At 48.8% G+C, this 26,146-nt stretch carries 26 protein-coding genes and 1 riboswitch; of the genes, 11 read left to right on the top strand and 15 right to left on the bottom strand.

Annotated features, from left to right (window positions below; genetic code table 11):
- Positions 1-139: 139 nt before the first annotated feature.
- The 3 genes from ACLU9Q_RS13240 to ACLU9Q_RS13230 form a co-directional block, all read right to left on the bottom strand.
- Positions 140-1,042: a hypothetical protein gene (locus ACLU9Q_RS13240; RefSeq protein WP_296928067.1), complete on the bottom strand. Its 903-nt coding sequence runs from the start codon at positions 1,040-1,042 to the stop codon at positions 140-142.
- 361 nt (positions 1,043-1,403) lie between these two features.
- Positions 1,404-1,880 carry a DUF6147 family protein gene (locus ACLU9Q_RS13235; RefSeq protein WP_296840530.1) on the bottom strand — a complete coding sequence of 159 codons (477 nt, stop codon included), beginning with the start codon at positions 1,878-1,880 and terminating at the stop codon, positions 1,404-1,406.
- A 78-nt stretch (positions 1,881-1,958) separates the two neighbouring features.
- Positions 1,959-2,819 (bottom strand): DUF4367 domain-containing protein, encoded by an 861-nt coding sequence (locus tag ACLU9Q_RS13230; RefSeq protein WP_296840533.1) that lies wholly within the window; start codon positions 2,817-2,819, stop codon positions 1,959-1,961.
- Between the two features lie 79 nt (positions 2,820-2,898).
- On the opposite strand from ACLU9Q_RS13230, the gene ACLU9Q_RS13225 reads away from it, so the two are divergent.
- Positions 2,899-3,969, top strand: coding sequence for an undecaprenyldiphospho-muramoylpentapeptide beta-N-acetylglucosaminyltransferase (locus tag ACLU9Q_RS13225; protein ID WP_296840536.1), 1,071 nt, complete (start codon positions 2,899-2,901; stop codon positions 3,967-3,969).
- Here the strand turns inward: ACLU9Q_RS13225 and ACLU9Q_RS13220 are convergent.
- Positions 3,966-4,478: an RNA polymerase sigma factor gene (locus ACLU9Q_RS13220; RefSeq protein WP_296840538.1), complete on the bottom strand. Its 513-nt coding sequence runs from the start codon at positions 4,476-4,478 to the stop codon at positions 3,966-3,968. The two genes, ACLU9Q_RS13225 and ACLU9Q_RS13220, sit on opposite strands and share 4 nt — an antisense overlap.
- Before the next feature lie 9 nt (positions 4,479-4,487).
- On the bottom strand, positions 4,488-4,895 hold the full coding sequence (locus ACLU9Q_RS13215) for an HIT family protein (RefSeq protein WP_296840554.1): 408 nt from the start codon (positions 4,893-4,895) through the stop codon (positions 4,488-4,490).
- Between the two features lie 95 nt (positions 4,896-4,990).
- On the opposite strand from ACLU9Q_RS13215, the gene ACLU9Q_RS13210 reads away from it, so the two are divergent.
- On the top strand, positions 4,991-5,671 hold the full coding sequence (locus ACLU9Q_RS13210; RefSeq protein WP_296840541.1) for a sensor histidine kinase: 681 nt from the start codon (positions 4,991-4,993) through the stop codon (positions 5,669-5,671).
- Here ACLU9Q_RS13210 and ACLU9Q_RS13205 read toward each other — a convergent pair.
- A complete protein-coding gene (locus ACLU9Q_RS13205) occupies positions 5,604-6,221 on the bottom strand; it encodes a rhomboid family intramembrane serine protease (RefSeq protein ID WP_296840545.1) in 618 nt (205 codons plus the stop codon). The two genes, ACLU9Q_RS13210 and ACLU9Q_RS13205, sit on opposite strands and share 68 nt — an antisense overlap.
- Positions 6,222-6,316: 95 nt before the next feature.
- Here ACLU9Q_RS13205 and ACLU9Q_RS13200 point away from each other — a divergent pair, with 95 nt between their 5' ends.
- On the top strand, positions 6,317-6,487 hold the full coding sequence (locus tag ACLU9Q_RS13200) for a DUF362 domain-containing protein (RefSeq protein WP_296840548.1): 171 nt from the start codon (positions 6,317-6,319) through the stop codon (positions 6,485-6,487).
- A 68-nt stretch (positions 6,488-6,555) separates the two neighbouring features.
- Here ACLU9Q_RS13200 and ACLU9Q_RS13195 read toward each other — a convergent pair whose 3' ends face one another.
- The 7 genes from ACLU9Q_RS13195 to ACLU9Q_RS13165 form a co-directional block, all read right to left on the bottom strand.
- Positions 6,556-7,119 carry a helix-turn-helix domain-containing protein gene (locus tag ACLU9Q_RS13195; RefSeq protein WP_296840551.1) on the bottom strand — a complete coding sequence of 188 codons (564 nt, stop codon included), beginning with the start codon at positions 7,117-7,119 and terminating at the stop codon, positions 6,556-6,558.
- 147 nt (positions 7,120-7,266) lie between these two features.
- Positions 7,267-8,442 carry a multiple monosaccharide ABC transporter permease gene (gene mmsB / locus ACLU9Q_RS13190; protein ID WP_296908475.1) on the bottom strand — a complete coding sequence of 392 codons (1,176 nt, stop codon included), beginning with the start codon at positions 8,440-8,442 and terminating at the stop codon, positions 7,267-7,269.
- Positions 8,443-8,445: 3 nt separating this feature from the next.
- A complete protein-coding gene (gene mmsA, locus ACLU9Q_RS13185; protein WP_296831799.1) occupies positions 8,446-9,984 on the bottom strand; it encodes a multiple monosaccharide ABC transporter ATP-binding protein in 1,539 nt (512 codons plus the stop codon).
- Between the two features lie 88 nt (positions 9,985-10,072).
- Positions 10,073-11,086: a multiple monosaccharide ABC transporter substrate-binding protein gene (gene chvE, locus ACLU9Q_RS13180; protein WP_296831879.1), complete on the bottom strand. Its 1,014-nt coding sequence runs from the start codon at positions 11,084-11,086 to the stop codon at positions 10,073-10,075.
- Positions 11,087-11,422: 336 nt separating this feature from the next.
- Positions 11,423-12,895, bottom strand: a complete 1,473-nt coding sequence (gene xylB, locus ACLU9Q_RS13175) for a xylulokinase (protein WP_296831801.1) — start codon at positions 12,893-12,895, stop codon at positions 11,423-11,425.
- 10 nt (positions 12,896-12,905) lie between these two features.
- Complete coding sequence (locus ACLU9Q_RS13170) at positions 12,906-14,393, bottom strand: L-fucose/L-arabinose isomerase family protein (RefSeq protein ID WP_296831803.1); 1,488 nt, start codon at positions 14,391-14,393, stop codon at positions 12,906-12,908.
- A gap of 185 nt (positions 14,394-14,578) precedes the next feature.
- The gene (locus ACLU9Q_RS13165) at positions 14,579-15,190 is read right to left on the bottom strand and encodes a DUF4867 family protein (protein WP_006862077.1); all 612 of its coding nucleotides are present in this window, start codon (positions 15,188-15,190) and stop codon (positions 14,579-14,581) included.
- Between the two features lie 240 nt (positions 15,191-15,430).
- Here ACLU9Q_RS13165 and ACLU9Q_RS13160 point away from each other — a divergent pair, with 240 nt between their 5' ends.
- The 8 genes from ACLU9Q_RS13160 to ACLU9Q_RS13125 all read left to right on the top strand — a co-directional run bounded on the left by ACLU9Q_RS13160 (position 15,431) and on the right by ACLU9Q_RS13125 (position 23,422).
- A complete protein-coding gene (locus tag ACLU9Q_RS13160; protein WP_412624485.1) occupies positions 15,431-16,813 on the top strand; it encodes an ISNCY family transposase in 1,383 nt (460 codons plus the stop codon).
- Positions 16,814-16,864: 51 nt separating this feature from the next.
- Positions 16,865-17,104 carry a hypothetical protein gene (locus ACLU9Q_RS13155; RefSeq protein ID WP_412624486.1) on the top strand — a complete coding sequence of 80 codons (240 nt, stop codon included), beginning with the start codon at positions 16,865-16,867 and terminating at the stop codon, positions 17,102-17,104.
- Between the two features lie 307 nt (positions 17,105-17,411).
- A complete protein-coding gene (locus tag ACLU9Q_RS13150; RefSeq protein WP_296831806.1) occupies positions 17,412-18,557 on the top strand; it encodes an ROK family transcriptional regulator in 1,146 nt (381 codons plus the stop codon).
- Between the two features lie 69 nt (positions 18,558-18,626).
- A complete protein-coding gene (locus tag ACLU9Q_RS13145; RefSeq protein ID WP_296831808.1) occupies positions 18,627-19,085 on the top strand; it encodes a DUF4869 domain-containing protein in 459 nt (152 codons plus the stop codon).
- Positions 19,086-19,091: 6 nt separating this feature from the next.
- Complete coding sequence (locus tag ACLU9Q_RS13140) at positions 19,092-20,066, top strand: hypothetical protein (protein WP_296831810.1); 975 nt, start codon at positions 19,092-19,094, stop codon at positions 20,064-20,066.
- Positions 20,067-20,121: 55 nt separating this feature from the next.
- Positions 20,122-20,306, top strand: a riboswitch (cobalamin riboswitch).
- Positions 20,307-20,547: 241 nt separating this feature from the next.
- Positions 20,548-21,594 carry an ABC transporter substrate-binding protein gene (locus tag ACLU9Q_RS13135; RefSeq protein WP_296908473.1) on the top strand — a complete coding sequence of 349 codons (1,047 nt, stop codon included), beginning with the start codon at positions 20,548-20,550 and terminating at the stop codon, positions 21,592-21,594.
- A 39-nt stretch (positions 21,595-21,633) separates the two neighbouring features.
- Positions 21,634-22,659: a FecCD family ABC transporter permease gene (locus ACLU9Q_RS13130; protein ID WP_296831814.1), complete on the top strand. Its 1,026-nt coding sequence runs from the start codon at positions 21,634-21,636 to the stop codon at positions 22,657-22,659.
- A gap of 13 nt (positions 22,660-22,672) precedes the next feature.
- Positions 22,673-23,422: an ABC transporter ATP-binding protein gene (locus ACLU9Q_RS13125; protein WP_296908469.1), complete on the top strand. Its 750-nt coding sequence runs from the start codon at positions 22,673-22,675 to the stop codon at positions 23,420-23,422.
- An 84-nt stretch (positions 23,423-23,506) separates the two neighbouring features.
- On the opposite strand, the gene ACLU9Q_RS13120 is transcribed toward ACLU9Q_RS13125, so the two are convergent.
- Positions 23,507-24,724 carry an ATP-binding protein gene (locus ACLU9Q_RS13120; RefSeq protein WP_296831818.1) on the bottom strand — a complete coding sequence of 406 codons (1,218 nt, stop codon included), beginning with the start codon at positions 24,722-24,724 and terminating at the stop codon, positions 23,507-23,509.
- A 260-nt stretch (positions 24,725-24,984) separates the two neighbouring features.
- A complete protein-coding gene (locus ACLU9Q_RS13115) occupies positions 24,985-26,028 on the bottom strand; it encodes an NAD(P)-dependent alcohol dehydrogenase (protein ID WP_296831820.1) in 1,044 nt (347 codons plus the stop codon).
- Positions 26,029-26,146: the final 118 nt, after the last annotated feature.

Here is a 26,146-nt window from a genome sequence, read left to right as displayed (position 1 = left end):
CACACATGGGAGCCCACGAATTGCTCCGCGCTTACAGCGCTCCCGCAATCCTATCAAAATAGAAAACGGGGCATACTTTTTCTTAGTATACCCCATCTTCCACTGTTATGACAGTATTTTGTGACAGTTTATAAATTTTTCATCTTTTGGCGTAGCAGCCGGATACGCATAGTCCGGCTCTGCCGCATACAGATATGAACGTTCCAAACGGATCCTCACACTCCGCCGCCTTTACAACGGAAGCTGCTGTGTCTGCGCAGCCGATATAATATCGCTGATGCCCCGGCGTGCCGATGCCGGACAGCTCCCCAAGCTGGGCATCGTCAATTTCCCGCGGCAGTCCGATAAAACGTATGCGTTTCCACTCTTCTGCCAGATATTCTTTTAGCTCCGGCATATATTCAGACAGCTTAGCCGCTGCAAGCAGCAGATGTCCGTCAACAAAATATGTTTCGTCCCTTCGATTATGCTTCTTGCACTGTGTAAAATCGCTGCAGAGCATACAGTGCATCTCGCAGTTTAAGTTCGCCGCGTCCACTGTAAGACGGCATGGAAGCTCCGACAGGCACCGCTTAACGTTCATCACGCATTCGTCTGTCTGCGGCTTTATGCCTTTGCTGCCAAGGTACATCAGAAGCACACGCGCCCCTTCTTCGCCGACAGCAAACACCTTCACGGTAAATCCGGCAAGGCTTGTCTCAAACCTTTCGTCCACCTCGTAAATATCCGCCTTCTGCAGCAGCGCCTCCGACAACGTTGTGCGCTCTTTGCCAGACGGCATCAGAACCGTATCCACGGCTGCCGTTTTGCAGATATCCTCTGCCCTCTTTATGGTAAGCGGTTTTAAATCTGCGAGTATCAAAAGCTGCAAATGCTCTGTTTTTGCGGATGCCGGGCACAATTCCCCATCTGCGCCCTCTCCGTCAGCACTCAGATACAGGATCTGCGCGCCGTCCTTTCCTTTTTCTGCGCCTACACTTGCGCTGAAGCATACTCCCTCTGACACAGGATGATAAAGAACACGATAATATTTTGCGTTCATTTCTGGTCTCCCCCTTATCTTGTAATTAATAAACTAAAATAAAATTTCTCCGGCTCCCCGCCGAAGCTTCTGTGACGGCAAGCCGCACAGCCGGTAAAAGGTAATGTAAAATATCCGGATTTTTATTTTCTATATAAATCTGACATTTACCGACTGGCGGTGCCGCCAATTTGCAGATTCGCCGAGCCGCAAACCTGCCTTTATCTTTTTTCTATTCTTCTCGTGTTCGCCTTGGCGGGCATTATTAAACTGTATCGCTGCCCTGACGGGCATAATAAAACATAGACAAAAGCCTGGGCGGGCATTAGTTTATACTGGTATAGCTTGAATATAAGAATAGAAAACCGTAAAAAATTTGGTGCTAGTCAATGTACATGTTGCCAGATAAGCTTACTGCCGTCTCTATCGCGCTACCTTTCTGAGCTGTATGAGAGCCTTCAACCCGGTAATACTGCCCTCTTGCAACCGCATAATCCTTCGAGGTACACACATAGTTTGTATTATATCCAGTTCCCTGCTTATACGTGAGCGTCCACCACGATCCGCCTTCCTTGCTTTCCAAATACACATCCGCAGTAACTACGTCAGATACTCTATAGCAAGATGTCTCTGCGCTAATACGAACCATGCCTGTGCCGATTTCTGTAATTGTGCATGTGCCCTCTGCAAGATAAGTTCCATATGGCTGGATTCCACTCTCTCCCGACTTTATCTGAATCGGCTCCAACGATGTATGTACATCAAAAGGAATACATACTGCCAGAGCTGAATTTCCAAAGTATAAGCTCAACATTAAGCATGCAATTAATGCAATGCGAATTTTTCTCTTTCCTATCATTAGTCCCTCCCTTCTTCTTCACTGGTATTTTACACTACATTTATATATACGAAACCCAAAAATCAATGTGACGCATAATTAATAAAAATTTATCATTTGTATCATTTGTTTAAATTCATTTTGTGGAAGTACACCGTAAATCACATATTGGCAATTATCATATGCAATCTGAGCTACGTAGTCTTCTTCCCCTTCTGGCGTCATGATCTTTTTTATTTCTACTGGACCAAATTTTGTTTCTGTTTCAAAACTATCTGTTACTTCTCCATCAAAAATTTTACCGATTTTCGTTGTTTCCGATTCTTTTTCCATGCTAATCGTAACCAGAGTATCTTCATATTGATAAAATATCTTTGCGCTCTTTAATGTCTCATTTACTACATAATTAGTGAATTGCATTCCTTTCGGAACATATAAAAAAACAACAGCATGTATCCCCGTTCTCTCTAAAATGTCAATGCATGCCTCCAGTCTTTGCGATTCGTACTCCCCCTGCTCTTCATTATTCTCAGCGCGCATTACAATTTCCTTTCCCTGCAGGAAATTCCACACATTCAACAACTTGATTCTGTTTGCTTCTATTGACATACTGGCACCAAATACAACAGCCAGCGCCGCTGCCGCGATTCCTGCTCTGAGCAGCACTTTGCGGCTTTTTTTCCGTTTTGTGCGCCGCTCCCGTTCTTTTCTGCCAAGTTCGAGAGCTTCGCGGTCGTCCTCGGAGAGAAGCAGTTCCGCGCTTTCGGCGTTCTTTTCATCTTCCTCTGCGATCCGCTGCATCATGTCTTCCATCATTTCCGGTGTGAGACACACATCGTCCAGCAAAGGATCGGCGTTCAGCTCTGCCTCGTACGCATCCGCCGCCTCTGACATTTTCTGCCAGATAAAATCTTCTGTTTTTTTATCATCAAACTCCGAAAAGTGTCCGTTCTTCCTCATACAACCGCGAAGTCCCTTCTTGACTTTTCTCTCCAAGAGTATAAGATAATAGTAGTTATATCTTTTGGAGGATTGTTTTATGAAACGTATCGTTTTAACCGGCGGCGGAACCGCCGGTCATGTTACACCAAATATTGCCCTCATTCCGCGCCTGCGCGAGCTGGGCTACGATATCCAGTACATAGGCTCCTATGACGGTATCGAAAAAAAATTGATTGAAGAAATGGATATTCCATATCACGGCATTTCTTCCGGTAAGCTCAGACGATATTTCGATCTGAAAAACTTTTCAGACCCTTTCCGTGTTATCAAAGGATACGCTGAGGCGAGAAGCATTTTGAAAAAGTTAAAACCGGATATTGTTTTCTCAAAAGGCGGTTTTGTTGCCGTGCCAGTCGTTCTCGCTGCAAAACATTGTCATATTCCGGTCATCATCCATGAGTCCGACATGACGCCGGGGCTTGCCAACAAGCTTGCGATTCCCTCCGCCACCAAAGTCTGCTGTAATTTTCCGGAAACTCTGCAATATCTCCCGCAGGACAAGGCAGTGCTCACCGGCTCTCCCATCCGCACAGAGCTGCACGAAGGCAGCCGCGCTGCCGCACTTGATTTCTGCAGATTTAGCGCAGACAAACCGGTACTGATGGTCATCGGCGGAAGCCTTGGTTCTGCCAATGTAAACAGCGCCATCCGCGGAATTTTGCCGGAGCTTTTAAAAACCTTTCAGGTTATCCACCTCTGCGGAAAGGATAAGCTTGACCCCTCTCTGGAAAATACCCAAGGGTATGTACAGTTTGAGTACATCAAGAAAGAACTTGCCGATCTGTTCGCACTGGCAGATGTTGTCGTATCCCGCGCGGGAGCCAACGCCATCTGCGAGCTGCTTGAGCTTCGCAAGCCTGCTCTTCTGATCCCGCTCGGCTCGAACGCCAGCCGCGGCGACCAGATTTTGAATGCAGAGTCCTTCCAGCGCCAGGGTTTTTGCGAGGTTCTTCTCGAAGAGAACCTGAAGCCGGAGCTTTTGCTGGAAGCTATCTCAAAGCTTTATACCTCCAGAGCAGACTACATCCGGGCAATGGAAAAGAGCAGTCAAAGCAGCGCCATTGAAAAAATCACCGGTCTTATCGAGGAGATCGTAAGCTCCCGCTAACCGTACAGGTATTCTTCGCCGTACTTTTCCTTGATATAATTCTTTGCTCTGTAAAGTCTTGCGCGAAGCGTTGCTGGTGAAATATCCAGCAGCTTCGCCGTTTCGTCATAACCCATCTTCAAAATAAAAATGTAGTATATGACTTCGTACCAGAGTTCATTTACCTCTTTCAAATCCTCTAACAACCGGCAGATGAACATCCTGTCCATGCATTGCTTTTCCATATCCGCTCCGGATTCTTCCAGCGCACCGGTAGGACTTTCTACCAGAAATTCCTTTCTGGTACTGGCTTTCCTCCAGTAGTCGATCAGCAGATTCTTCGCAACCTGCAGCAGCCACGGTTTGATCCTGCTCTCATCCACTTTGTCCATTGTCCGGTAGTAATGCAGAAATGTCTGCTGACATATCTCCGCTGCCAGTTCTTTATCTTTCGTCTGAGCCATCACAGATTTCATGATCATCGCGCCGTAGCGCTTATAATTTTCTGTAAATGTCTCGTGTTTTGTCATCTGTACTTTTTATACCTCAGCAAACGCTCTGAGTATTTCTTCCCGATCGCCCTCCGTCAGTTTTCCCGGTTTCCAGCCGATGCCAACCTTATCCTTATGGAAACGCGGGATCAGATGGATGTGGAAGTGGAACACGGTCTGTCCCGCCGCTTCGTGATTGTTCTGAAGCACGTTGATTCCGTCGCAGTGAAGCGCCTTCTCCATCTTCTCCGCCATCCTTTTCGCAAGGATAAACGCTTTTCCGACAAGCTCCTCCGGCATCTCGCAGATATTGGCAAAATGCTTTTTCGGCAGGATCAGCATGTGACCTTTTGCCGCCGGACCAACATCCAGGATCACCCGGAAATCATCGTCCTCATACAGTGTGGCTGAGGGTATCTCCCCTCCGGCAATTTTACAAAAAATACAATTCTCCATCATATTTTTTCTCCTTTCACGTATTTATATATATAAAGTTTTTTTCATTTAGCAAATAATACCATACATTTTTCATATAAGGAAGGAGGAATCTCATGCAGACTCCAGAAGAGTATCAGACGCTGTTATCGGCTATTTCCCATGAGATACGCAATCCTGTTACACTCATAAACAGTTATCTTCAATTAATCGAACAAACGCATCCGGAAATCTGCAGCTGCCAATATTGGGATACTGTACGGCAGGAAATGACGCATCTGCGTGCTCTTCTGGAGGATATCTCATCTTACCAGAACGTATCCCGCCTGCATACGGAGCCAATCGATATGACGGCCTATCTGAACGAATATGCCGCCTCGCTGACGCCTTTGCTCGCACAAAATGCTTCTGTTGCGTTTTCTGCGGATATCTCCCGGAAGCTTCCTGTGCTCCCTGCAGATCCCGTCCGCCTGCGTCAGGTACTGGACAACCTTATTCGCAATGCGCTGGAGGCGCTTGCGCAGAAATCCGACGACAGCTCCCGGATACTGTCGCTCTCTGCTTCCATGAGCGGTGATGCGCTTTGTATTTTAATATGCGATAACGGCTACGGTATCGACCCGGAATACCTGGATACCTTATTCGATCCGTTTGTCACACATAAGCAAAACGGCACCGGGCTTGGTCTTGCTATCTGCCGTCAGATCACCGAGGCACACGGCGGCACACTCAGATGTCTTTCGTGCGGGCATCCGACGGTGTTCGAAGTGCGGCTGCCAAAAGGAACCCTCCGATAAATCCGCCAAGATGCGCGAAATGATCCACACCAGCGTCCAGGAACCCCTGTGCCAGCGAAAGCACCGCCATCATGCAGATGCCGCGGTTATCAATTCCTTCCGCCTTTCCCCGGTTTTTCACCACGATCCAGACCAGAGCACCGATCACTGCAAACACCGCGCCGGACGCTCCCGCGGATACTGCCTCCCGGTCCATTCCGACAAGAAACGACAGCACATTTCCAAGCACGCCGCCTGCCAGATAAATCGCAAGGTAGCGGGCTGCGCCGCTCCTCGCCTCCAGCATATCCCCGGCAAACCACAAAAGCAGCATATTATAAAATAAATGCTGCCATCCAAAGTGAAGAAACATGCTGGTAAACAATCGGTAGTACTCCCCGTTCTCAATTACATACGGAGGATACATTGCCCCGCAGGAAAGCATCTGTTCTGTGTCCGGGACGCCGCCGCTCAGCGCCGTGACGACCAGAAACACTGCTGTATTGATCAGAACCATCAGCAGATTTGTTTTTCTTCTGCTGCGGATATAAGCGAATCCTTCCATCTCCATATATTTTATTTGCCTTTCCTGAATTTTTCACTTGTATATTTGATTTTTATGTATTAGAATGAAGTCATAATAAATATTAAAGGAGGACAAGTATTATGGCATATGTAATTTCTGATGAATGCGTAAGCTGCGGAACCTGCGCAGATGCATGTCCGGCAGAAGCTATCAGCGAAGGCGATGGCAAGTATGTGATCGATGCAGATGCATGTCTTGAGTGCGGTACTTGCGAGAGCGAATGCCCGACAGGCGCTATCTCTGCTGAATAATCCGGAGAATTACCGAAATTATGGGGCGTGCTTTGCACGCCCTGATTTTTATGCTCGAAACAGTCTCCTTACCTTCGCCTGAGCATGTCCCAGAAGCTGCGCTTCTCCCGTGCTGCCGCCACCTTCTGATGCGCCCGGATAATCTCATCCAGCCGCCGGAAACGTTCTTCCTCATGCTTTTCCTGCATACGCAGAAGATAATCTGTCTCTTTCGCCATAGATTCTTCAAGCCGGCTCTGCAGTTCCTCATTGTTGTCTTTTACAACTCGCTCTACGATCTCCTCCACTAACTCCTTAAACTGACGAAGCTTTTCTGCGTTATTCTGCATTTCTATCAGGGATGTCTGTTCTGCCGCCGACTGCTCCTGTTGTATTTTCTCCTCCGGTCTGTAATTCGTGCTTTGCAGGACTGCCTTTATTGCCTTCAGCTGCAGCCCCTCTTCCTTCAGTTTCTTCACATTTTGAAAAATCTCAATATTTTCTCGGGTGTAGTATCGGTGCCCCAGCTCTGTTCTGCCGATGGGAATTTCAAGCTCGTCTTCCCAATAGCGGAGAACATGGGCTTCCACTGCGACCATCTTTGCCGCATCGGAAATCAGATAGCGCTGCTCCTCCACAATACTTCCCTCCATATTCAGTTTTCTACATATATTATATCATATTTATGCAATCTTCGCATAAAAATATTTTGCTATTTTTAGACAATATTTGCATAGGAAAAGCTGCCGCACCCGCTGTTTGCCCGGTACGGCAGCTCCAATAAACACTATCTGAACTTTTTAGGAAGATTTCTTCTTGGATACTACGTCGAAGATAACGGCTGCCAGAAGCACAAGACCTTTTACAACCTTCTGCATGTTCTGGTCGGTGCCCATGATAGACATACCCTGGTTGATGATACCCATAAGAAGCGCACCGACGATAACGCCCGGCACGGTACCGATTCCGCCGTATGCGGAAGCGCCGCCGATAAAGCAGGAGCCGATTGCATCCATCTCGTAGTTCTGACCGTAGGTCGGCTGTGCGGAGGTCAGACGCGCGATGGTAAGCATACCTGCCAGTGCAGAAAGAAGACCCATGTTTGTGTAAGCGATAAAGTAAACCATATCGGTGTTGATACCGGAAAGCTTTGTCGCCTTCTCGTTGCCGCCGACTGCGTAGAAATAACGTCCGATGGTCGTCTTGCTTGTGATATAGCCGTAGATCAGTACCACGATCAGTACCCATACGAGGGAGGTCGGGATACCCTTGTGCTGCGCAAGCTTGACAGTTAAAAACATGATAACTGCGCAGATAATGATCATTTTTATGTACATTGCAACGACATTTCCTGTCTCGTAGCCTTTTTTCTTACGGTTCATATGGCCGCGCACCGTCACGAATATGTAAATCAGACATGCGATAATACCTGCCGCCATCGCCACGCGGTTTAAGCCCTCTCCGCCGCCAAGGAAATCCGGAACGTAGCAGTTTGCGCCGCCGCCGAACAGTACGGTAAAGGTCTCCGATTTGATCGGGAGCGTCTTACCGCCGAGCACCACGTTGGAAAGTCCGCGGAATACAAGCATACCGGACAGGGTGGTGATGAAAGGCGGGATGCGGAAAAATGCGATCCAGAACGCCTGCCATGCGCCGATCAGAGCGCCGAGGAGCAGCATCAGAATGACTGCAGCGAAAACCGGAACGCCCATGTTTTCCATAAGAACACCGCCTACCGCGCCGACGAAGCAGACAACGGAACCAACGGAAAGGTCGATGTTGCCGCCGGTTAAGATACAGAGCAGCATACCGGTTGCCAGAACGAACACGTAAGCGTTCTGTGAAATGAGGTTTGTAATATTCTGCGGGAACAGGATCTTGCCCTGTGTGCCCCAGGTGAAGAACAGTGTTACCAGCACCAATACAATTATCATGGTATATTTTGTGATAAAATCTCTTACTTTTGCGCTATTCATCTCTTACTCTCCTTTACTCGACTTCAGAATACATGCCATAATCTTCTCCTGCGTCGCCTCCGCCTGCGTCAGCTCGCCGGCGATCCTTCCCTCGTTCATGACATAGATTCTGTCTGACATTCCCAATACCTCCGGAAGCTCGGAGGAAATCATGATCACTGATTTTCCCGCCGCTACCAGATCATTGATGATACAGTAAATCTCGTATTTTGCACCGACGTCGATACCTCTGGTCGGTTCGTCCAGGATCAGAATATCCGGGTCTGCGAACATCCACTTTGCCAGAAGCACCTTCTGCTGGTTTCCGCCGCTTAAGTTTCCGACGTTCTGTTCCACTGTCGGACACTTCGTTTTCAGCTTTTCCTTATATTCCACGGCTACCGCATATTCCTTATCCTTGTCGATAACCACGCCGTCGCTGACGCCCTCCAGGTTTGCCAGCGTCGTGTTTGTCTTGATCGAATTAGAAAGGATCAGTCCGTCGCCCTTGCGGTCCTCCGTCACATATGCAAGCTTGTGATGAATCGCGTCACGCGCATTCTTTAAATGCACCTCTTTGCCGTTCAGCAGAAGCGTTCCGCTGATGTTTGCTCCATAGCTTTTTCCAAAAACACTCTTTGCAAGCTCGGTACGTCCGGCGCCCATCAGACCGGAGATCCCGACTACCTCGCCCTTGCGCACCTTGATGGAAACGTTGTCCACTACCTTGCGCTCACTATAAACAGGGTGATAGACCGTCCAGTTTTTCACTTCCATATTGACTTCGCCGATCTTTACATTGTGGCGTTTCGGGAAACGGTCTGCGATCTCACGTCCGACCATGCCCTTAATGATGCGGTCCTCGGTAAATTCGTCCACGCCCTTCACCAGCGTCTCAATCGTGGCACCATCGCGAATGACGGTAATCTTATCCGCCACATAGGAAACCTCGTTCAGCTTGTGCGTGATAATGATACAGGTCATTCCCTCTTTTTTAAATTTCAGAAGCAGGTCGAGCAGCGCCTTTGAATCCGTCTCGTTCAGGGAAGACGTCGGCTCGTCCAGGATCAGAAGCTTCGCATTCTTCGCAAGCGCCTTTGCGATTTCCACAAGCTGCTGCTTGCCGACGCCGATGTCCTTGATCAGTGTGCGGGAGGATTCCGTCAGTCCCACCTGTCTCATATATTTTTCAGCTTCCCCATAGGTCTCGTCCCAGTTGATAGAAGCTTTTTTTCCGCGTTCATTTCCCAGGAACATGTTCTCGCCGATCGACATGTACGGAATCAGCGCAAGCTCCTGGTGAATAATAACAATCCCTTTTTCTTCACTCTCTTTAATATGATGGAATTTACATATATCGCCGTTGTAGATGATATCGCCTTCATAGGAACCGAAGGGATAAACGCCGGAGAGCACGTTCATCAGAGTGGATTTGCCCGCTCCGTTCTCGCCGACGAGCGCGTGGATCTCGCCCTCCTCTACCTGAAGATTTACGTTGTCAAGCGCTTTCACACCGGGGAATGTTTTGGTGATATTTTTCATTTCCAGTAGTATCTTTGCCAAAATTGCTCCCTCCAAACTTTTCTTATCAATCACTAAAGAACAGGCGGGCGAAAGGCCCGCCTGTATAAGACTTTCTGCTGTGTATGTCTTACTGGATCTGATCCTCTGTGTAGTAACCGGAATCGATCAGGATCTCTTTGTAGTTGTCAGCGGTAACTGCTGTCGGCTCGCAAAGGAATGACGGGATAACGCCTGTGCCGTTGTCATATGTCTCAGTATCGTTTACCGGAACCTCAGCCCCTGTGATGATAGCGTCAACCATTTCAACAACCTTGGATGCCAGAGCACGGGTATCCTTGAATACGGACATAGCCTGTGTGCCGTCAACGATGTGCGGAACGTTTGCGATGTCGCAGTCCTGACCGGTGATGATCGGGTACTCGCCAGTGTAGTTAGCTGCCAGAGCGTTCACAACGCCAAGTGCTGTGGAGTCGTTGGAAGCAAGCACTGCGTGAAGAGTCGTGCCGTCTGCATAGTTGGAGGACAGGATGTTCTCGAATCTGGACTGTGCAGCGTCAGTTGCCCAGTTGAGGGTAGCTACTTCATCTTTTGTCATCTGACCAGACGGAACAACCAGCTTACCTGCATCGATGTACGGCTGAAGAACGTCCATAGCGCCGCCGAAGAAGAAGTTTACGTTGTTGTCGCCCGGGTCGCCTGTTACCATTTCAATGTTGAACGGTCCGTCCTGGTTCTCAAGATCCAGAGCGTCTACAAGGAATTCACCCTGTGTCTTACCTACCAGGTAGTTATCGAAGGTTGCATAGTAGGAAACTGCATCCGTGTTCATGATCAGACGGTCATATGCGATAACCGGGATGCCTGCTTCTTTTGCCTGTGCAAGAACGGTTCCAAGGGAGTCGCCGTCGATGGAAGCAACAACCAGAAGCTGGTCGCCGTTAGCGATCATGTTCTCGATCTGGGAAGCCTGTGTAGCGGAATCATTTCCTGCATACTGAAGGTCTACTACGTAGCCTTTTTCTTCCAGCTGAGCCTTCATGTTTTCGCCGTCCTGGTTCCATCTCTGAAGATCCTGTGTCGGCATTGCAACGCCGATCGTTTCACCTTCTGCACCAGCGGTAAGTCCAAGACCTGCCAGCATTGTAGCTGCGAGAGCTGCTGTTAAAAGTTTTTTGTTCATTTTGCATTTCCTCCGTTTACAATTTTATTCCGTTTTCGGTATTTTGACTATAACACAAAAGTACCGTGTATGTCACTAGACAAAAATCAAAAACACTCGCATTATTTTGTGGAATTTTAACAAGAGAGCAGCGAAAATAGCATTATTTTGTGATGGATTTGTGCTAATTAAAAAGCAGTAATGTGCTCACAGAAAGCCCTGTGATAAAATACAGGCATTTTTTCAGCGCAAAAAAGGCACGAAACGCCCTTTTCAAAGCGCCTCATGCCTCTCTTTACTGGATTATAAATGATATCCTTAAATGGTTACCGTATCAAACAGCTCTTTTACGGTCGGGTAGATCTTTGCAAATTTCGCATAGCGGTCGTTGTATTTTTCTACCAGCTCCGCATCCGGCTCTATAGTATCCACAACTTTTACAAGCTTTGCAGCCGCTTCCTCAACGGATGCAAATTCGCCGCATGCCACTGCTGCCAGCATGGCTCCGCCGTATCCCGGTCCCTCTTCGCTTTCAATGACATCCACCTTGATGCCAAGCACGTTTGCGATGATCTTTTTCCACAGCGGGCTCTTTGCGCCGCCGCCGCAGATCTTCGTGCGCTCGATCTTGATGCCGAGTGATTTTGCTACCTCGAAGGAATCGCGGATCGCAAAAGCCACGCCCTCCAGAACCGCCTGCGTCATATCCGCGCGGGTAGTATCCATCGTCATGCCGATGAAGGTTCCTCTCGCATTCGGGTTGTTGTGCGGGGAACGCTCGCCCATCAGATACGGCAGGAAGAATACGTGATTTTCGCCAAGCTTTTCAATCTTCGCCTGCTCCGCCGCGTAATCCTTTGTACCGATGATTTCATCCATCCACCACTTGTTGCAGGATGCTGCGGACAGCATACAGCCCATCAGATGATAATGGCCGTCTGAATGTGCGAAGGAATGCAACGCATTGTTTTCATCCACGCCAAAACTCTTGCTGGATACGAAGATCGTTCCGCTGGTGCCAAGGGATATGTTGCACATACCGTCGCCAACCGTTCCGGTTCCGACTGCAGCCGCCGCGTTGTCGCCTGCGCCCGCTACGATCTTTACATTCTTCGGGAAGCCAAGCTCCTCTGCGATTTCCGGAAGGATGTCGCCGACCGCCTCGCAGCTCTCGAAGATCTTCGGCACCTGTGCCTCGGTAATACCGCAGATCTCCAGCATTTCCTTTGACCAGCATTTATTCTTTACATCGAAGATCAGCATACCGGATGCATCGGATACGTCCGTGCAGTAAACGCCGGACAACTTAAATGCGATGTAGTCCTTCGGCAGCATAATCATTTTGATTTTTGCAAAATTTTCCGGCTCCTCTTCCTTCATCCAGAGGATCTTAGGAGCGGTAAAGCCCGCAAATGCAATGTTCGCCGTGTACTCGGACAGCTTGTCCTTTCCGATTACGTTGTTCAGATAATCGGTCTGCTTCTGGGTACGTCCGTCGTTCCAGAGGATTGCCGGACGGATTACGTCGTCGTTTTCATCCAGCGCAACCAGACCATGCATCTGTCCGCCGAAACTGATACCGGCGATCTGGCTCTTGTCGCAGTCTGCGGTCAGCTCCTTTAAGCCTTCCATAACGCCGCTCCACCAGTCCTCCGGCTTCTGCTCCGACCAGCCCGGATGCGGGAAATACAGCGGATATTCCTTTGAAACAATATTGTGAATCTTGCCCTCGCCATCCATCAGCAGGAGCTTTACTGCTGATGTGCCAAGGTCAACGCCAATGTATAACATGATTTTCCTCCTAGCCCCACGGATTCTCTGTCGGATATCTTACGCCTGCCGGCTGGTTGTAGCCGATTTCGTTTACGTCTACGCCGAGAAGCTTGAATACCTCAAAGAGTGCTTTTCCATGATGTCCGAATGCAACTGCGCCATGATGCGGATAGCCGCCCTGGATCAGCACATGACGGTAGAATCTGCCCATCTCCGGGATAGCAAATACGCCGATGCCGCCGAAGGAGCGTGTTGCTACCGGAAGGATTTCGCCCTCTGCGATGTAAGCGCGCAGCTTGTTGTCTGCGGTGCTCTGCAGACGGTAGAAGGTGATTTCACCCGGCTGGATGTCGCCTTCGAGAGTACCCTGGGTAACTTCCTCCGGAAGGGTTCTTGCCATAATCATCTGATACTTCATGGAGCATGCGGACAGCTTCTTGGAGCAGGTATTTCCGCAGTGGAAGCCCATGAAGGTATCGTTCAGCTTGTAGTTGTATTTGCCCTCGATGGATTCTTTGTACATATCCTTCGGAACGGTGTTGTTGATGTCAAGCAGGGTAACGATGTCGTCGCTTACCGCTGTACCGATGAACTCAGACAGTGTTCCGTAGATATCAACCTCGCAGGATACCGGGATTCCGCGACCTGTCAGACGGCTGTTTACGTAGCACGGAACGAAACCGAACTGCGTCTGGAATGCCGGCCAGCATTTTGTGGTCAGTGCAACATACTTTCTGTAGCCCTTGTGTGCCTCTACCCAGTCAAGCAGCGTAATCTCGTACTGAGCCAGCTTCGGAAGAACCTCCGGCTTCATGTTGCCCTCGCCAAGCTCTGCTTCCATATCCTTTACAACGTCCGGAATACGCGGGTCGCCTGCGTGTTTGTTGAATGCTTCGAACAGGTCAAGCTCAGAGTTTTCCTCGATCTCAACGCCAAGGTTGAAGAGCTGCTTGATTGGTGCGTTACATGCAAGGAAGTTGAGCGGACGCGGACCAAAGCTGATGATCTTCAGATCCTTTACTGCAACATATGCGCGTGCGACCGGAACGAATTCTGCGATCATGTCTGCGCAGTCTTCTGCGTCGCCAACCGGATATTCCGGAATATAGTAGCCCTCAACATTGCGGAGCTGCAGGTTATAGCTTGCATTCAGCATACCGCAGTAAGCGTCGCCTCTGCCGCCAACCAGGTCATCCTGAGTTTCCTCTGCCGCTGCGATGAACATCTTCGGTCCCTCGAAATGTTTTGCAAGCAGTGTCTCGGAAATTTCCGGACCAAAGTTGCCAAGGTAAACTACCAGCGCATTACAGCCGGCTGCTTTGACGTCCTCCAGAGCCTGCACCATATGGATCTCACTCTCAACGATACAGATGGGACATTCGTAGATGTTCTTCTCATCATATTTTGCTTTGTAAGCTTCTACAAGTGCTTTTCTTCTGTTTACGGACAGAGACTCCGGGAAGCAGTCGCGGCTTACCGCAACGATTCCGATTTTTACTTCTGGCATGTTGTTCATTTCAAGTATCCTCCTGTTATATTATATGAATGTTTTTGTTTCCGTTTTTGTTCTGCTGCGTACTCCTTCGTCTGCATCGCGTTTTTCACGTTTCCCGCACCTGCAAAAATCTGCGCGCCCGCATCATGCCCGCTTTCGGTTACTGATGCCGGTTCCGCGCGCACCGGAATGTGCACGCATGTATCTTACACTTCTAAATTTTCACCCTTCAGACCGATAAATGCGCCGTCCACGCCGCCCTCTGCGTGTGCGATCAGCCATTTATTTCTTGCGGTGAGAAGCTTGTCCTCCGGCAGCTTTCCAGAAAGATGCGGCGGCTCAGTGTTTGTTCCCTTCGGAAGCACGACTACCACCTGGAAGCCCTTTTCTACCGCGTTGCACGGAGCGTAATGAAGCGTGGTGCCGTAAAACTCCAGCACTGCTCCTGCCGGCGCCTCAAAAGCTTCCATCTTCGATGTATCGTATGTAAAATCATCCTCCACATCCTGCTCCGAACCGAGAATAAAAATCGCGCCCTCCAGCGGAATGTTGATCTCGGAATCCCGGTGGTACTCTACGGCATTTAATTTGTGATTGTTGCCGTTGCAATAGCCAATCTGAATCGGCATACCGCCGTATACGCTGTCGCGGATCGTCTCATATTCCGCGCAGGCTTCCAGCTCCGGTGCAGATGCAACATAAACAACATCCTGCGGAAGCGGCGTATCCGCCAGGCGCTTCAAAAGGTCCGGAACTTCCAGGTTTAATACCCGTCCGTACTTGCGGAAAGCGCTGTCTGTTACGCTTTTAATCTGCATTTGAAAAACCTCCCTTTTTTATTTTACGAATTAGTTTACTTTCTAAACTAATTGTGGTATACTTATCATAACGCATCCAACGTATTTTTGCAAGACCTATTTCATAAAAAGGAGAAAAAATTATAAGCCATTTATGATAATGTCCTAGTATACCACATATGAAAATGTCCCGGATGTGGTAAAATATCCTCTATCTATTTTAGATTGGAGGAAATCATTATCAGAAAGGTAATACTTACAATGGATGAACAGAAAAAATACGAAGTGATCAAATCTCTGGCAGATCACCCGGATGGGAATAAGGACAGGGCTGCCCTCACCCTTGGCTGCACCAAACGCCATATCAACCGTATGCTGGCTGGATACCGCAAAGAAGGAAAGGCTTTCTTTATCCATGGCAATAGGGGACGTAAACCGTCCACCAGCATCCCTGACGAGACCCGCAATCGCATCATCGATCTCTACCTTACAAAATATTTTGATGCTAATTTCCAGCATTATTCAGAACTCCTTGAGGCCCATGAACACATCTGCGTCTCACCTTCTTCTGTAGCTAAGATCCTGGAAAGTAAATATATTCTTTCTCCGAAAGTTACAAAGGCCAAGAAAAAGCGTATGGAAAAGGAGCTTCAGGATAAAAAGAAAAGTGCCTGCAGCCTGAAAGAAGCCGCTGTGCTCCAAACCAATCTCGTAGCGGTTGAAGATGCTCATTCAAGACGTCCAAGATGTGCTTATTTTGGGGAACTGCAGCAGATGGACGCAACTCCCTATGAATGGATCCCCGGGCAGGTATGGCACCTCCACCTGGCTATTGACGATGCTACCGGCCGGGTCACCGGAGCCTGGTTTGACACGCAGGAAACCTTAAAGGGCTACTATCACGTATTCCACCAGATCCTGACCACCTACGGCATCCCTTACAGGATCTTCACAGACCGCCGTACGGTATTTACCTATAAAAAGAAAAACTCCCCATCTCTTGATGAGGATACCTATACCCAATTCGCTTATGCCTGCAAGCAGCTTGGTGTTCAGCTGGAATCCAGCAGTGTCCCGCAGGCCAAAGGCCGCGTAGAACGCCTCAACCAGACACTACAGTCGCGCCTGCCAATCGAATTACGATTAGCAGGGATCACGACCATAGATGCTGCCAATGAATTCCTCCACTCATACATAAAAGAATTCAATGAGAAGTTCGCGCTTCCCCTTAATGGTATCAAATCTGTGTTTGAAACGCAACCGGAAAATGAAAAAATCAACCTGGTTCTCGCTGTCCTGACAGAACGGACCGTGGATTGCGGGCATGCGATCCAGTTCCGGCACCGCCATTACCGGATGCTGGACGCCAGAGGGAAACAGGTACATTACCGCAAAGGCACAAAAATAATGGTTATCCAGGCTTTTGACGGAAGCCTTTTCTGCTGTGTCAATGACAAGGATGTCCATGCACTGGAGGAGATCCCCGAACATATGGAAAGATCCCGGGATCTGGATGCAGACTATCAGCCGCCCAAAGCAAAAAGACATTATATTCCGCCAATGAGCCATCCCTGGCGCAGCAAAACTTTCCAGAAATTCGTAAAGACACAGGAGCACCATCTAATGGATGACGTTCCAGCATAAAAAGCAGCAGAAAAAGATGATAGGTATATACCTACCGAAAGGAGAGATCACATGAGGGACTGGATCGACTGCATCGAAGCGCATACAAAAGCACAGAAAAAATATGATAAAGAACATACACAGGGAATTTACTTAAAACTGAACCTCCGCACAGACCTTGATATCATCCGCTGGTTTTGGGAACAGCCGTCAAAACAGGGAGCCGTAAAACGGCTGATCCGTGAGGAGATCGCCCGAAAAAAGGCGGAAGGAACAGGGAGCGGAGGCGTTGTCAGGAGAACCGTGGAATAATGGGGTTGGGGCCCCGTTATGCCGCGAAAGTCTCTTGAGATAAGCCTCACGGAAAACGCTGTTTCTAAGGAGAAAGGATATATGCCCTTTCTCCTGCCCCCTGCGGGGCGGGTTCGGGCAGGGCCCGATTATGGGTCAAGGGACAGGTCCCTTGCGGGTTCTTAGGGCAGAGCCCTAAGCTTCCAGAGGACATCTGCCACGTAGCCATATGAAATCAGCACCGGAAAACCGGTGCTAATGTTTCAGTTTTTTCGGGACATTTTCAAAAATGCTTGACAGACCTATTTCATAAAAAGGAGAAAAAATTATGCTTACCGGCAATCAGGAACTCATCCGCGATATCAACACACAGTCGGTCCTCCGCACCATCATTACGCATGGCGCTATTTCCCGTGCTTCCATTGCCTCCGAGCTTGGTCTGACAAAGGCGACGGTCTCCGCCATCGTACAGGTGCTTCTCGACCGCGGCATCATTTTCGAGGCGGAAAGCAGCGACACCGCGCCGGAGGGCAGAAAAGGCAGAAAGCCGATTTTTCTTCAGCTAAACAAAGACTGCGGCTACGTCGTTGCTATCGACCTTGCCACAGAAAATATCACCCTGATGACGGCAAACCTGCTGGGCGGCAACTGCCGTCTGACACAGTTTCCCACGCCGAAGAATACGGAATTTCTGCTTCCTCTTTTAAAGGAACGGATTGACCAGGCGATAAACGCTCTCCCGAAGACGCGCTACGGGCTTCTCGGCATCGCCCTCGGCATTCATGGCGTTGTCCATCATAACAAAATCATTTTTCTTCCGTATTCTTCTTTCGGAGATATCGATTTTGTGTCCCGCCTCGGCGATATCTACGGCGTACCCGTCGTGATGGAAAACGAGGCGAATCTTTCCGCGCTGGGCGAATGGGCGCACTGCCACGATACCAATGAAATGCTCTACATCAGCGTCCACTCCGGTATCGGCGCCGGCATCATCATGAAAAACCAGCTCGTCAAAGGCAAAAACGGCTACGCCGGCGAATTTGGTCATACTATTATCGAAGTGGACGGACGTCCCTGTCCCTGCGGCAATCACGGCTGTCTGGAGCAGTATGCCTCCGAGCGCGCACTGTTTGCGGAGCTCTCCGCCCAAAAGGGCTATCCGGTAAACGCCGAGGTCTACGGCAGACTTTACCGCCAGGGCGACCCTGCCGCTGTGCGCGCCATGCAGCAGTTTATCAAATATATGTCTGTCGGCATCAACAATCTGCTGAACACCTTCAATCCGGACATCATCGTGCTCAACAGCTCGCTCACCATGTGCCACGCCGGACTGTGCGACGACATCGCGGCTCAGCTCCACAACAACATGAAGGGCTACTGCCGCCTGGTGCCCTCCACCCTGCAGGACACCTCCGTGCTTCTTGGCGGCGTATACCTCATCCGGGAACGCTTTCTGTATCCGAACCGGATTTAAATGCCCGGATTGCATTTACAATGGTTCAATGCTAAAATAATCCGTAGAAAGCAAGAGAGAGGTGCTTATATGCTGACAATTTTTTTTGGAGATATGGAAAACAGCGTCTACAATACCGCTGTCTATTTTAAAAATACTTATGAGCCAGAATGGTTCGATTCCGCTCTGGCAAAGCAGATGGTTAAAGATATAGATAAATCAGATGTTCTGAGCGGCGAATGTATCCAGAGCCCGGTATTGGGACAGATTCCTCCCGAAAGATTATCCGGCGGTGTAAAAACGCTGCTTCTTATGCTGAATGAACCGGATAAAATTTTCAACGCCTCCACGTGCGGGGATAACTGCGCAAAATGGATTCTGAAGATAGCGGAAAGCAAAAACCTGACCATCAATCTCCGGCATCTGATGGATTTTGGGAAAGACACAAAATTCACCATCGTTGTCGGGAACGGCGGAGAAATCGTGCATTCAATGAAAGAGCTGATTCCCGTTGCCTCTGAATATCTGAACAAAATGAAACAGGAGTAATATATTATGAAGGGCGCTCACAGAATCATTGTTGAATCAAAGAAAATCCGATACGATTTTACCATTAAAAGAAATATCACCATTCTCACTGGAGACAGCGGCTCCGGTAAAACCGTATTGATTGATTTTATCCGTGACTACAGAAGATACGGTACTGACAGCGGCATTGTGGTCTCCTGCGACCTTCCCTGCCGGACATTAGACAGCGAAGACTGGGAGCGGCAGTTGGAAGGCATATCCGGTTCCATCATTTTTATTGATGAAGGCAGCCGCTTTCTGGCTTCAAAAAAATTCGCGGAGCTTGCTTTGAAATCAGATAACTACTTTGTGCTCGCAACACGGGAAAAGCTGCCAATGCTTCCTTACAGTGTCCGGGAAATATACGGCTTCCGTGAATCCGGAAAATTTCACGAAGCGAAGCAGAAGTACAACGAAATATATAATCTTTATGGAGAAATATCGGAAACAGACGGCATAAATCCGCATCTGGTAATAACAGAAGATTCAAATTCGGGATATGAATTTTTCAATGAGTTGTGCAGACAGAAAAATATCTCATGCATATCTGCCAATGGAAAGTCAAATATTCTGAAAGTATTGAAGAATACCGAAGCGACCGCCCAAAAAATATTGGTCATTGCAGACGGGGCGGCGCTTGGTTCAGAAATGCGCGAAATCATGCGCTATCTCGACAGCGCAGAAAATGCAGCGCTATACGCGCCGGAATCCTTTGAATGGTTATTGTTGTCTACAAATGCCATTCCGGATGTAAATGTATCTGCAATCCTCCAAAAACCGGAAAATTATATCGAAAGTGAAAAGTACGCCAGCTGGGAACAGTTTTTTACTAAATTACTGTCTGAGCAGACACAGGGCAATCCCATATGGAGCTATTCCAAAAGAAAACTTGCCAGAAGTTATTTATCTTCAAGAATAGTAACAGCCGCCAAAAAAGTCATGCATCTGATTATCTGGGATTAGATAAAATCAACAAAAAAGTTCTCTTGCAAAGCAGACAGCTATATGCTATCATGAATTTTGTCGAAACAAAGCAGGTGAATTTCCGTATCCGGAAATGAGAGGGAATCAGGAAAAGCCTGAGCGATGCGGTCACTGTGAGCAGGGAGCTTCCCCGGATATCCATTGCGGCGAATGCCGTGAGAAGGAGGGACAAGCGCAAATCTGTGAGCCAGGAAACCTGCCTGCCTTGTGCGAAAGAAGCTTCCATGCAAAGCATCCTCGCAGATTTGTTCGTATCTACGACACACGCAGCAGTTCCGTTTTTCCGGTTCATGCAGTCGTCTGCAAAGCCCGGTCCGGACTACTGCGCACAAAACGGTCTGTCTGGTATGCCTGTCTGTGAAGACAGGCTCGATTCTTTTTTATGGACTTCCAGTAACCAATCACTCATTTCATGATGTTGGGGCAAAAGTCCCGACCATAATACCTATGGAGGTGCAAGATGAAAAAAAGGAACCAATTACTGACACTGATTATGGCTGGCGTAATGGCGCTCTCCCCGGCAGCAGCTTTTGCTGAGGAAACAGAAGCCGAAACACAGGAAGCCGCTGTGGAAACCGAAGCTGCGGAGACAGAAGCTGACGGCGCAGAAGCCGCAGATGGCGACGTATTTCCTTTCACGCTGGTGACAAAGGACGACCAGGAGGTCACCTTTACACATGTTCCGGAGCGTGTAATCAGCACCAATCCCAACACCGGAGAGCAGCTTATGGCGCTTGGTCTCGGCGACAAAATTATCGGAACCTGCTACAACAACGCCCAGCTTCCGGAGCAGTACCGCGAAGAATACGAATCAAAGCCGGTGATCTCCGACAACAACGGTTATCCGTCCCTGGAGGTAGTTCTGGACCTGGAACCGGATTTCATCTATGGAAGAAGCTCTGCTTTCAGCGATTCTGACACGGCGATTGCCACACATGATGCCTTAAGCGAGTACGGCATCATGTCCCTTTCTTCCATCGAAGGCTACAAGCTTGGCTGCGACGTGGAAGATGTTTATCAGGATTTTTACAACCTCGGCAAAATTTTCCAGGTTGAAGACAAAGCAAATGAAATCGTAGACGGTATGAAAGCCCAGATTGCGGCAGTAGAAGAGAAAATTGCCGGTACAGAGGAAGTGCGGGTATTCAACTTTGACTGCGAAATGGACGGCGGCGCCTACACGCCCGGAAACAACTTCACCTCAAAGCTGATGCGTCACGCAGGCGGCGTCAATGTATTTGAGGACCTTGAAAAAACCTGGAACACCGTAAGCTGGGAAGCCGTTGTAGAGGCAGACCCGGAGGTTATCGTCATCAATGATTACGGCGATACGACCGCAGACGAGAAAATCCAGTTCCTGCTGGACAACGAAGCTCTTTCCGATGTAACTGCCATCAAGAACGAAAACTTCCTGGTTATCACGCTTCCGGAAGTATTCGCCAGCACCCGTGTGGGCGATACGATTGAAAAATTTGCCCAGGCATTCCATCCGGAGTGTTTTGAATAATTTCATATGAAACGGTTATGTAAATTCATGAGGGAACACGTGGGGATAACCTGCGTGTTCTTGCTAATACTATTGATTCTGTCGATGATTCTTGCCATCGGAATCGGACCTGTCAGCATCCCTTTCCAAACGGTCTGGCAGGTGGTTCTTCATCGTCTGACCGGCATAGGCGATGTTGAAGATATCCGCATGAGCACGCAGAACATCGTCTGGCATCTGCGGACGCCGCGGGTGCTGATGGGCGCTATGGTAGGCGCGGCGCTGACGCTTTCGGGCGTCGCCATGCAGTCATTTACCAAAAATCCGCTGGCAAGTCCCTATGTGCTGGGCGTATCCTCCGGCGCAACCTTCGGCGCTTCACTTGCCATTGTCACCGGAGCGCTCTCCTTCCTTGGCGCATACTCTGTCCAGGGCGGCGCTTTTATCGGCGCGATGGCGGCAATTTTAATTGTTTATTACATGGCGAAAAGCGGCAAAGAGGTGGCGCCCATCAAGCTGGTTCTGGTGGGAACGGCTATTTCCGCCATGTTTACCGCATTTTCAAACTTTCTCATTTACAAGGCCCCGGATGACAGCAAAATCCGGGAGGTGACGTTCTGGACGCTTGGCAGCGTAGCCAGTGCCCAGTGGGAAGAGCTTCTTCCCCTGTTTGTGGTACTGATACCGGGCTTTCTGTGCCTGTATGCTCTCTCCACCTCCATGAACGCGCTTCTTATGGGAGAGAGCAGCGCGGTGACGCTGGGAATCAATATTAATCTCGTGCGCAAAATCACCGTCTTTCTGTCGGCGGCACTGACCGGAACGGCAGTGGCAGTGACCGGCAGCATCGGTTTCGTCGGACTTGTCATCCCGCATATCGTGCGGTCGATGGTCGGTGCGGACCACCGGAAGGTGATTCCGATTTCCACGCTGCTGGGAGCGATTTTCCTGGTCTGGGTGGACGTCGGTGCCAGAATGCTCGACCAGCCCAGTGAAATTCCTATCGGCATTATTACTTCCATGCTCGGAGCACCTGTCTTCCTGTGGATGATACGGGTACGGAAATATTCCTTCGGGAAATCTTAAGGGAGGCGGACCTATGCTCAGTGCAGAAAAAGTAAGCTACCGCACCCGGCAGGTGGAGATTATCCGGGATATTTCCCTCACCGTAAACCAGGGGGAATTCGTGGGCGTCATCGGTCCCAACGGAAGCGGAAAGTCGACGCTGCTGAAAAATATCTACAAAATGCTTGTGCCCGTTTCGGGAGATATCCTTCTGGACGGAAAAAGTCTTCTGAAAATGTCAAACCGGCAGATGGCGGAACGCATTGCGGTGGTTTCGCAGGAAAGCGAGGCAAATTTTGACTTCACCGTCGAAGAAGTTGTGCAGATGGGGCGCTATCCCAGAAAACGTCTGATGGAAGCCGCCAACGACCACGACCGCGAGGTGGTCTGCCATTCGCTGGAAATGGTCGGAATGGAAGATTTTCTGGAGAGAAGCTTTCTGAGCCTGTCCGGCGGCGAAAAGCAGCGGGTACTGATTGCCCGCGCGCTGGCGCAGGAAACGGAAATGATTATTCTGGACGAGCCGACCAACCATCTGGATATCGGCAGCCAGATAAAAACGCTGTCGCTTTTGAAAGCATCGAAAAAAACAGTGCTGACCGCACTGCACGATTTAAGTCTCGCTTCAAAATTCTGCGACCGTATCTACGTGCTCAAGAACGGACAGAACCTGTGCGACGGCAGACCGGACGACGTTATCAGCTCCGCGCTGGTGGAGGAGCTCTACCATATCCATGCAGATGTATTCCGGCGAAACGAAAAAGTATTTATCGATTATGATTAACAGATAACAAGGGCAGCCTGGCTGCCCTGTTGCATCGCAGGAAATCGTTGCAGGCAATTTGCAACGAAACCACTGTATTTAACACTATATCTCCGTCATTCCCATAAGCCACTCCAGCGCATTTACCCGCCGGATGCCTTCGTAATCCCCCTCCGGGTCCTCGTCCAGCGTAAGAAGAAATTTGGGATAATGGTCATTGATTTTCTGCAACGGCACCAGTTCCCGCCGCAATGTCTGCTCATCTCGCACAGAAGCCGCCACCTGATAATATGTGATTCTTTTATAATCCATTGCCACAAAATCAACTTCCATTTCATCCAGCCTGCCGACATATACATCATACCCTCTGCGTATCAGCTCCAGATAAACTACATTTTCCAGAATATGTCCCACATCGGCAGAACGGGCTCCCAGCAGCATATATCTCAGACCAATATCCACCACATAATACTTCTCCAGCGTTTTTAAATACTGCTTTCCTTTTATATTATATCTTTTTGCCTGATAAATAATGTAGCTCTCCATTAACGCATCCAGATATTTTTCTACTGTTTTTGTATCAATTTTTCTGCCGTTCGACGTCATAGTGTCCGCAATTTTCTTTGTGGAAAGCGGACTTCCAATACTATCAAACAGAAACCGTACAATGCTTTCCAACATCATCGTATCCGGAAACTTATTTCGTTTTGCAATATCTTTTACCACAATGGTGTTATAAATTCCGTCAAGGTAATCCCGGATTTCTTTCGGTCGCCCTGCAAGCTCCAGCGTATATGGGAAAGAGCTGTTTTCCAGATATGTCACATACTTTTTCCCAAGCTCCTGCATATTTCCTGTGCTCATCACATATTCTTTAAATGATAGCGGCAGCATCCTGATTTCCACATACCGTCCCGAAATCAGTGTGGCAATTTCCGACGACAGCATATAAGCATTTGAACCTGTCACATATAAATCAACATTCTTTTTAATAAACAGACTGTCCAGAACCCCGGCAAAATCATCGCAGTGCTGTACTTCGTCAAGAAAAACATAGGTCATTTTATCCTGCACAAGGCGTTCCTTTATATATGCATGAAGCGCTCTGGGCTCCCGCAAATCATAGAAATCGTAATCTTCCAGATTTACCGCAATAATCTGTTCGCCGGATACGCCGTTTTTTCTCAGATAATCCTGATACATTTCCATCAGCGTTGATTTTCCGCACCGACGAACTCCCGTGATGATTTTTATTATATTTTTATCCCGAAATGCAATGAGTTTTTCAAGATACTCTTTTCTCTCTATCCGTCTGACAGCCACAGGCAATCCCTCCTATTCATTTATATCTGTAATCCCAAAACGTTCATTTAAATAATATTTTTAGTATATTTTATCCCAAAACTTTTGGATTATCAATATTTTTAGGAAAATTTTCCCCAAAACTTCTGTTTTTTTCAATGCTATTTGGAATTTTCCCAATGTTCCGGAACGTTTCCGGCAAGCTTCCCTGTTGCAAAACCTCCCGAAAAAAACGCCGCCCGGATTTCTCCGCGCGGCATTTTTCTTTGGCATCATAATATTTAGTTTACTTTTATAATTGCTTTTACAAGATCGGTCTTATTGTTGATTGCTTCCTCGAATGCCTCCTGGATATGGTCGAGGTCGAATTCGTGGGTCGCGATCTTCGCTACCGGGATAGAGCCGCTGGAAATCGCTGCGATTGCCTGCGGATATACGTTTCTGTAGCGGAATACGGATTTGATGGTCGCTTCCTTGTCCATGATCTGCGCGAAATTATAAGTGATTTCCTCTTTTGCAGAAATACCTACCAGCACGATGGTGCCGCCGCGCTTTACGAAGAACGGGGTCTGCGCGATCGTCACCGGAGAGCCTGCCGTCTCAAATACCTTGTCGGCGCCCTTTCCGTCTGTCAGTCTCTTTACTTCCTCAAATACATCCACCTTGCCGCTGTTGATCACATCGGTTGCGCCCAGCTCTTTTGCCTTCTCCAGACGCGCATCCACAAGGTCCGCCACGATAATTCTGCTTGCGCCGTGCGCCTTGCAGCACATCATCGTCACCAGACCGATGCAGCCGCCGCCGAGAATCAGAACGGTATCGCCAAGCGTAACTTCGCCCTGGTTTGCAGCGTGCATACCAACGGAAAGCGGCTCAACCAGCGCACCCTCTTTCGTGGAAACGTTGTCCGGCAGCTTGAAGCACATATTCTCCGGGAATGCAATGAAATCCTCGTAGCATCCCTGTACCGGCGGTGTTGCCAGAAATACAACATCCGGGCAAAGGTTGTAACGACCCGATTTGCAGAATTCGCACTCGCCGCAGGTGATACCCGGCTCCAGCGCAACGCGGTCGCCCACCTTCAGCTCCTTGCATCCTTCGCCTACTTCCACAACGGTTCCCGCGCACTCATGTCCCAGCATGAATTCGTCATCCGTTACCACATAGGAACCGCATCTTCCGGAATGGAAATAATGCACGTCGGAACCGCAGATTCCGACATACTCCATTTTAACTACTACCTGTCCTGCTCCTGCAGTTGGCTTGTCGACTTCCTTAATAATCATTTTGTCGACGCCGTTCATAAAAGCTGCTCTCATTTTCATGTCTTTATGCTCCCTTTCTGTTTTTGTATTGTATGTAAAACGCATTGCCTGGCAAGCGGGTGCCTGCCAGGCAGCTATTTACAATATTTTACCTTGCCTTTTTCTCAGGACTTTCCTA

This window comes from Marvinbryantia sp., from assembly GCF_047017445.1.
In the GTDB taxonomy this organism is placed as follows: Bacteria; Bacillota; Clostridia; order Lachnospirales; family Lachnospiraceae; genus Marvinbryantia.
The sequence above is the reverse complement of the archived record's forward strand: the minus strand, read 5'-3'. Positions and strand labels throughout refer to the sequence as shown.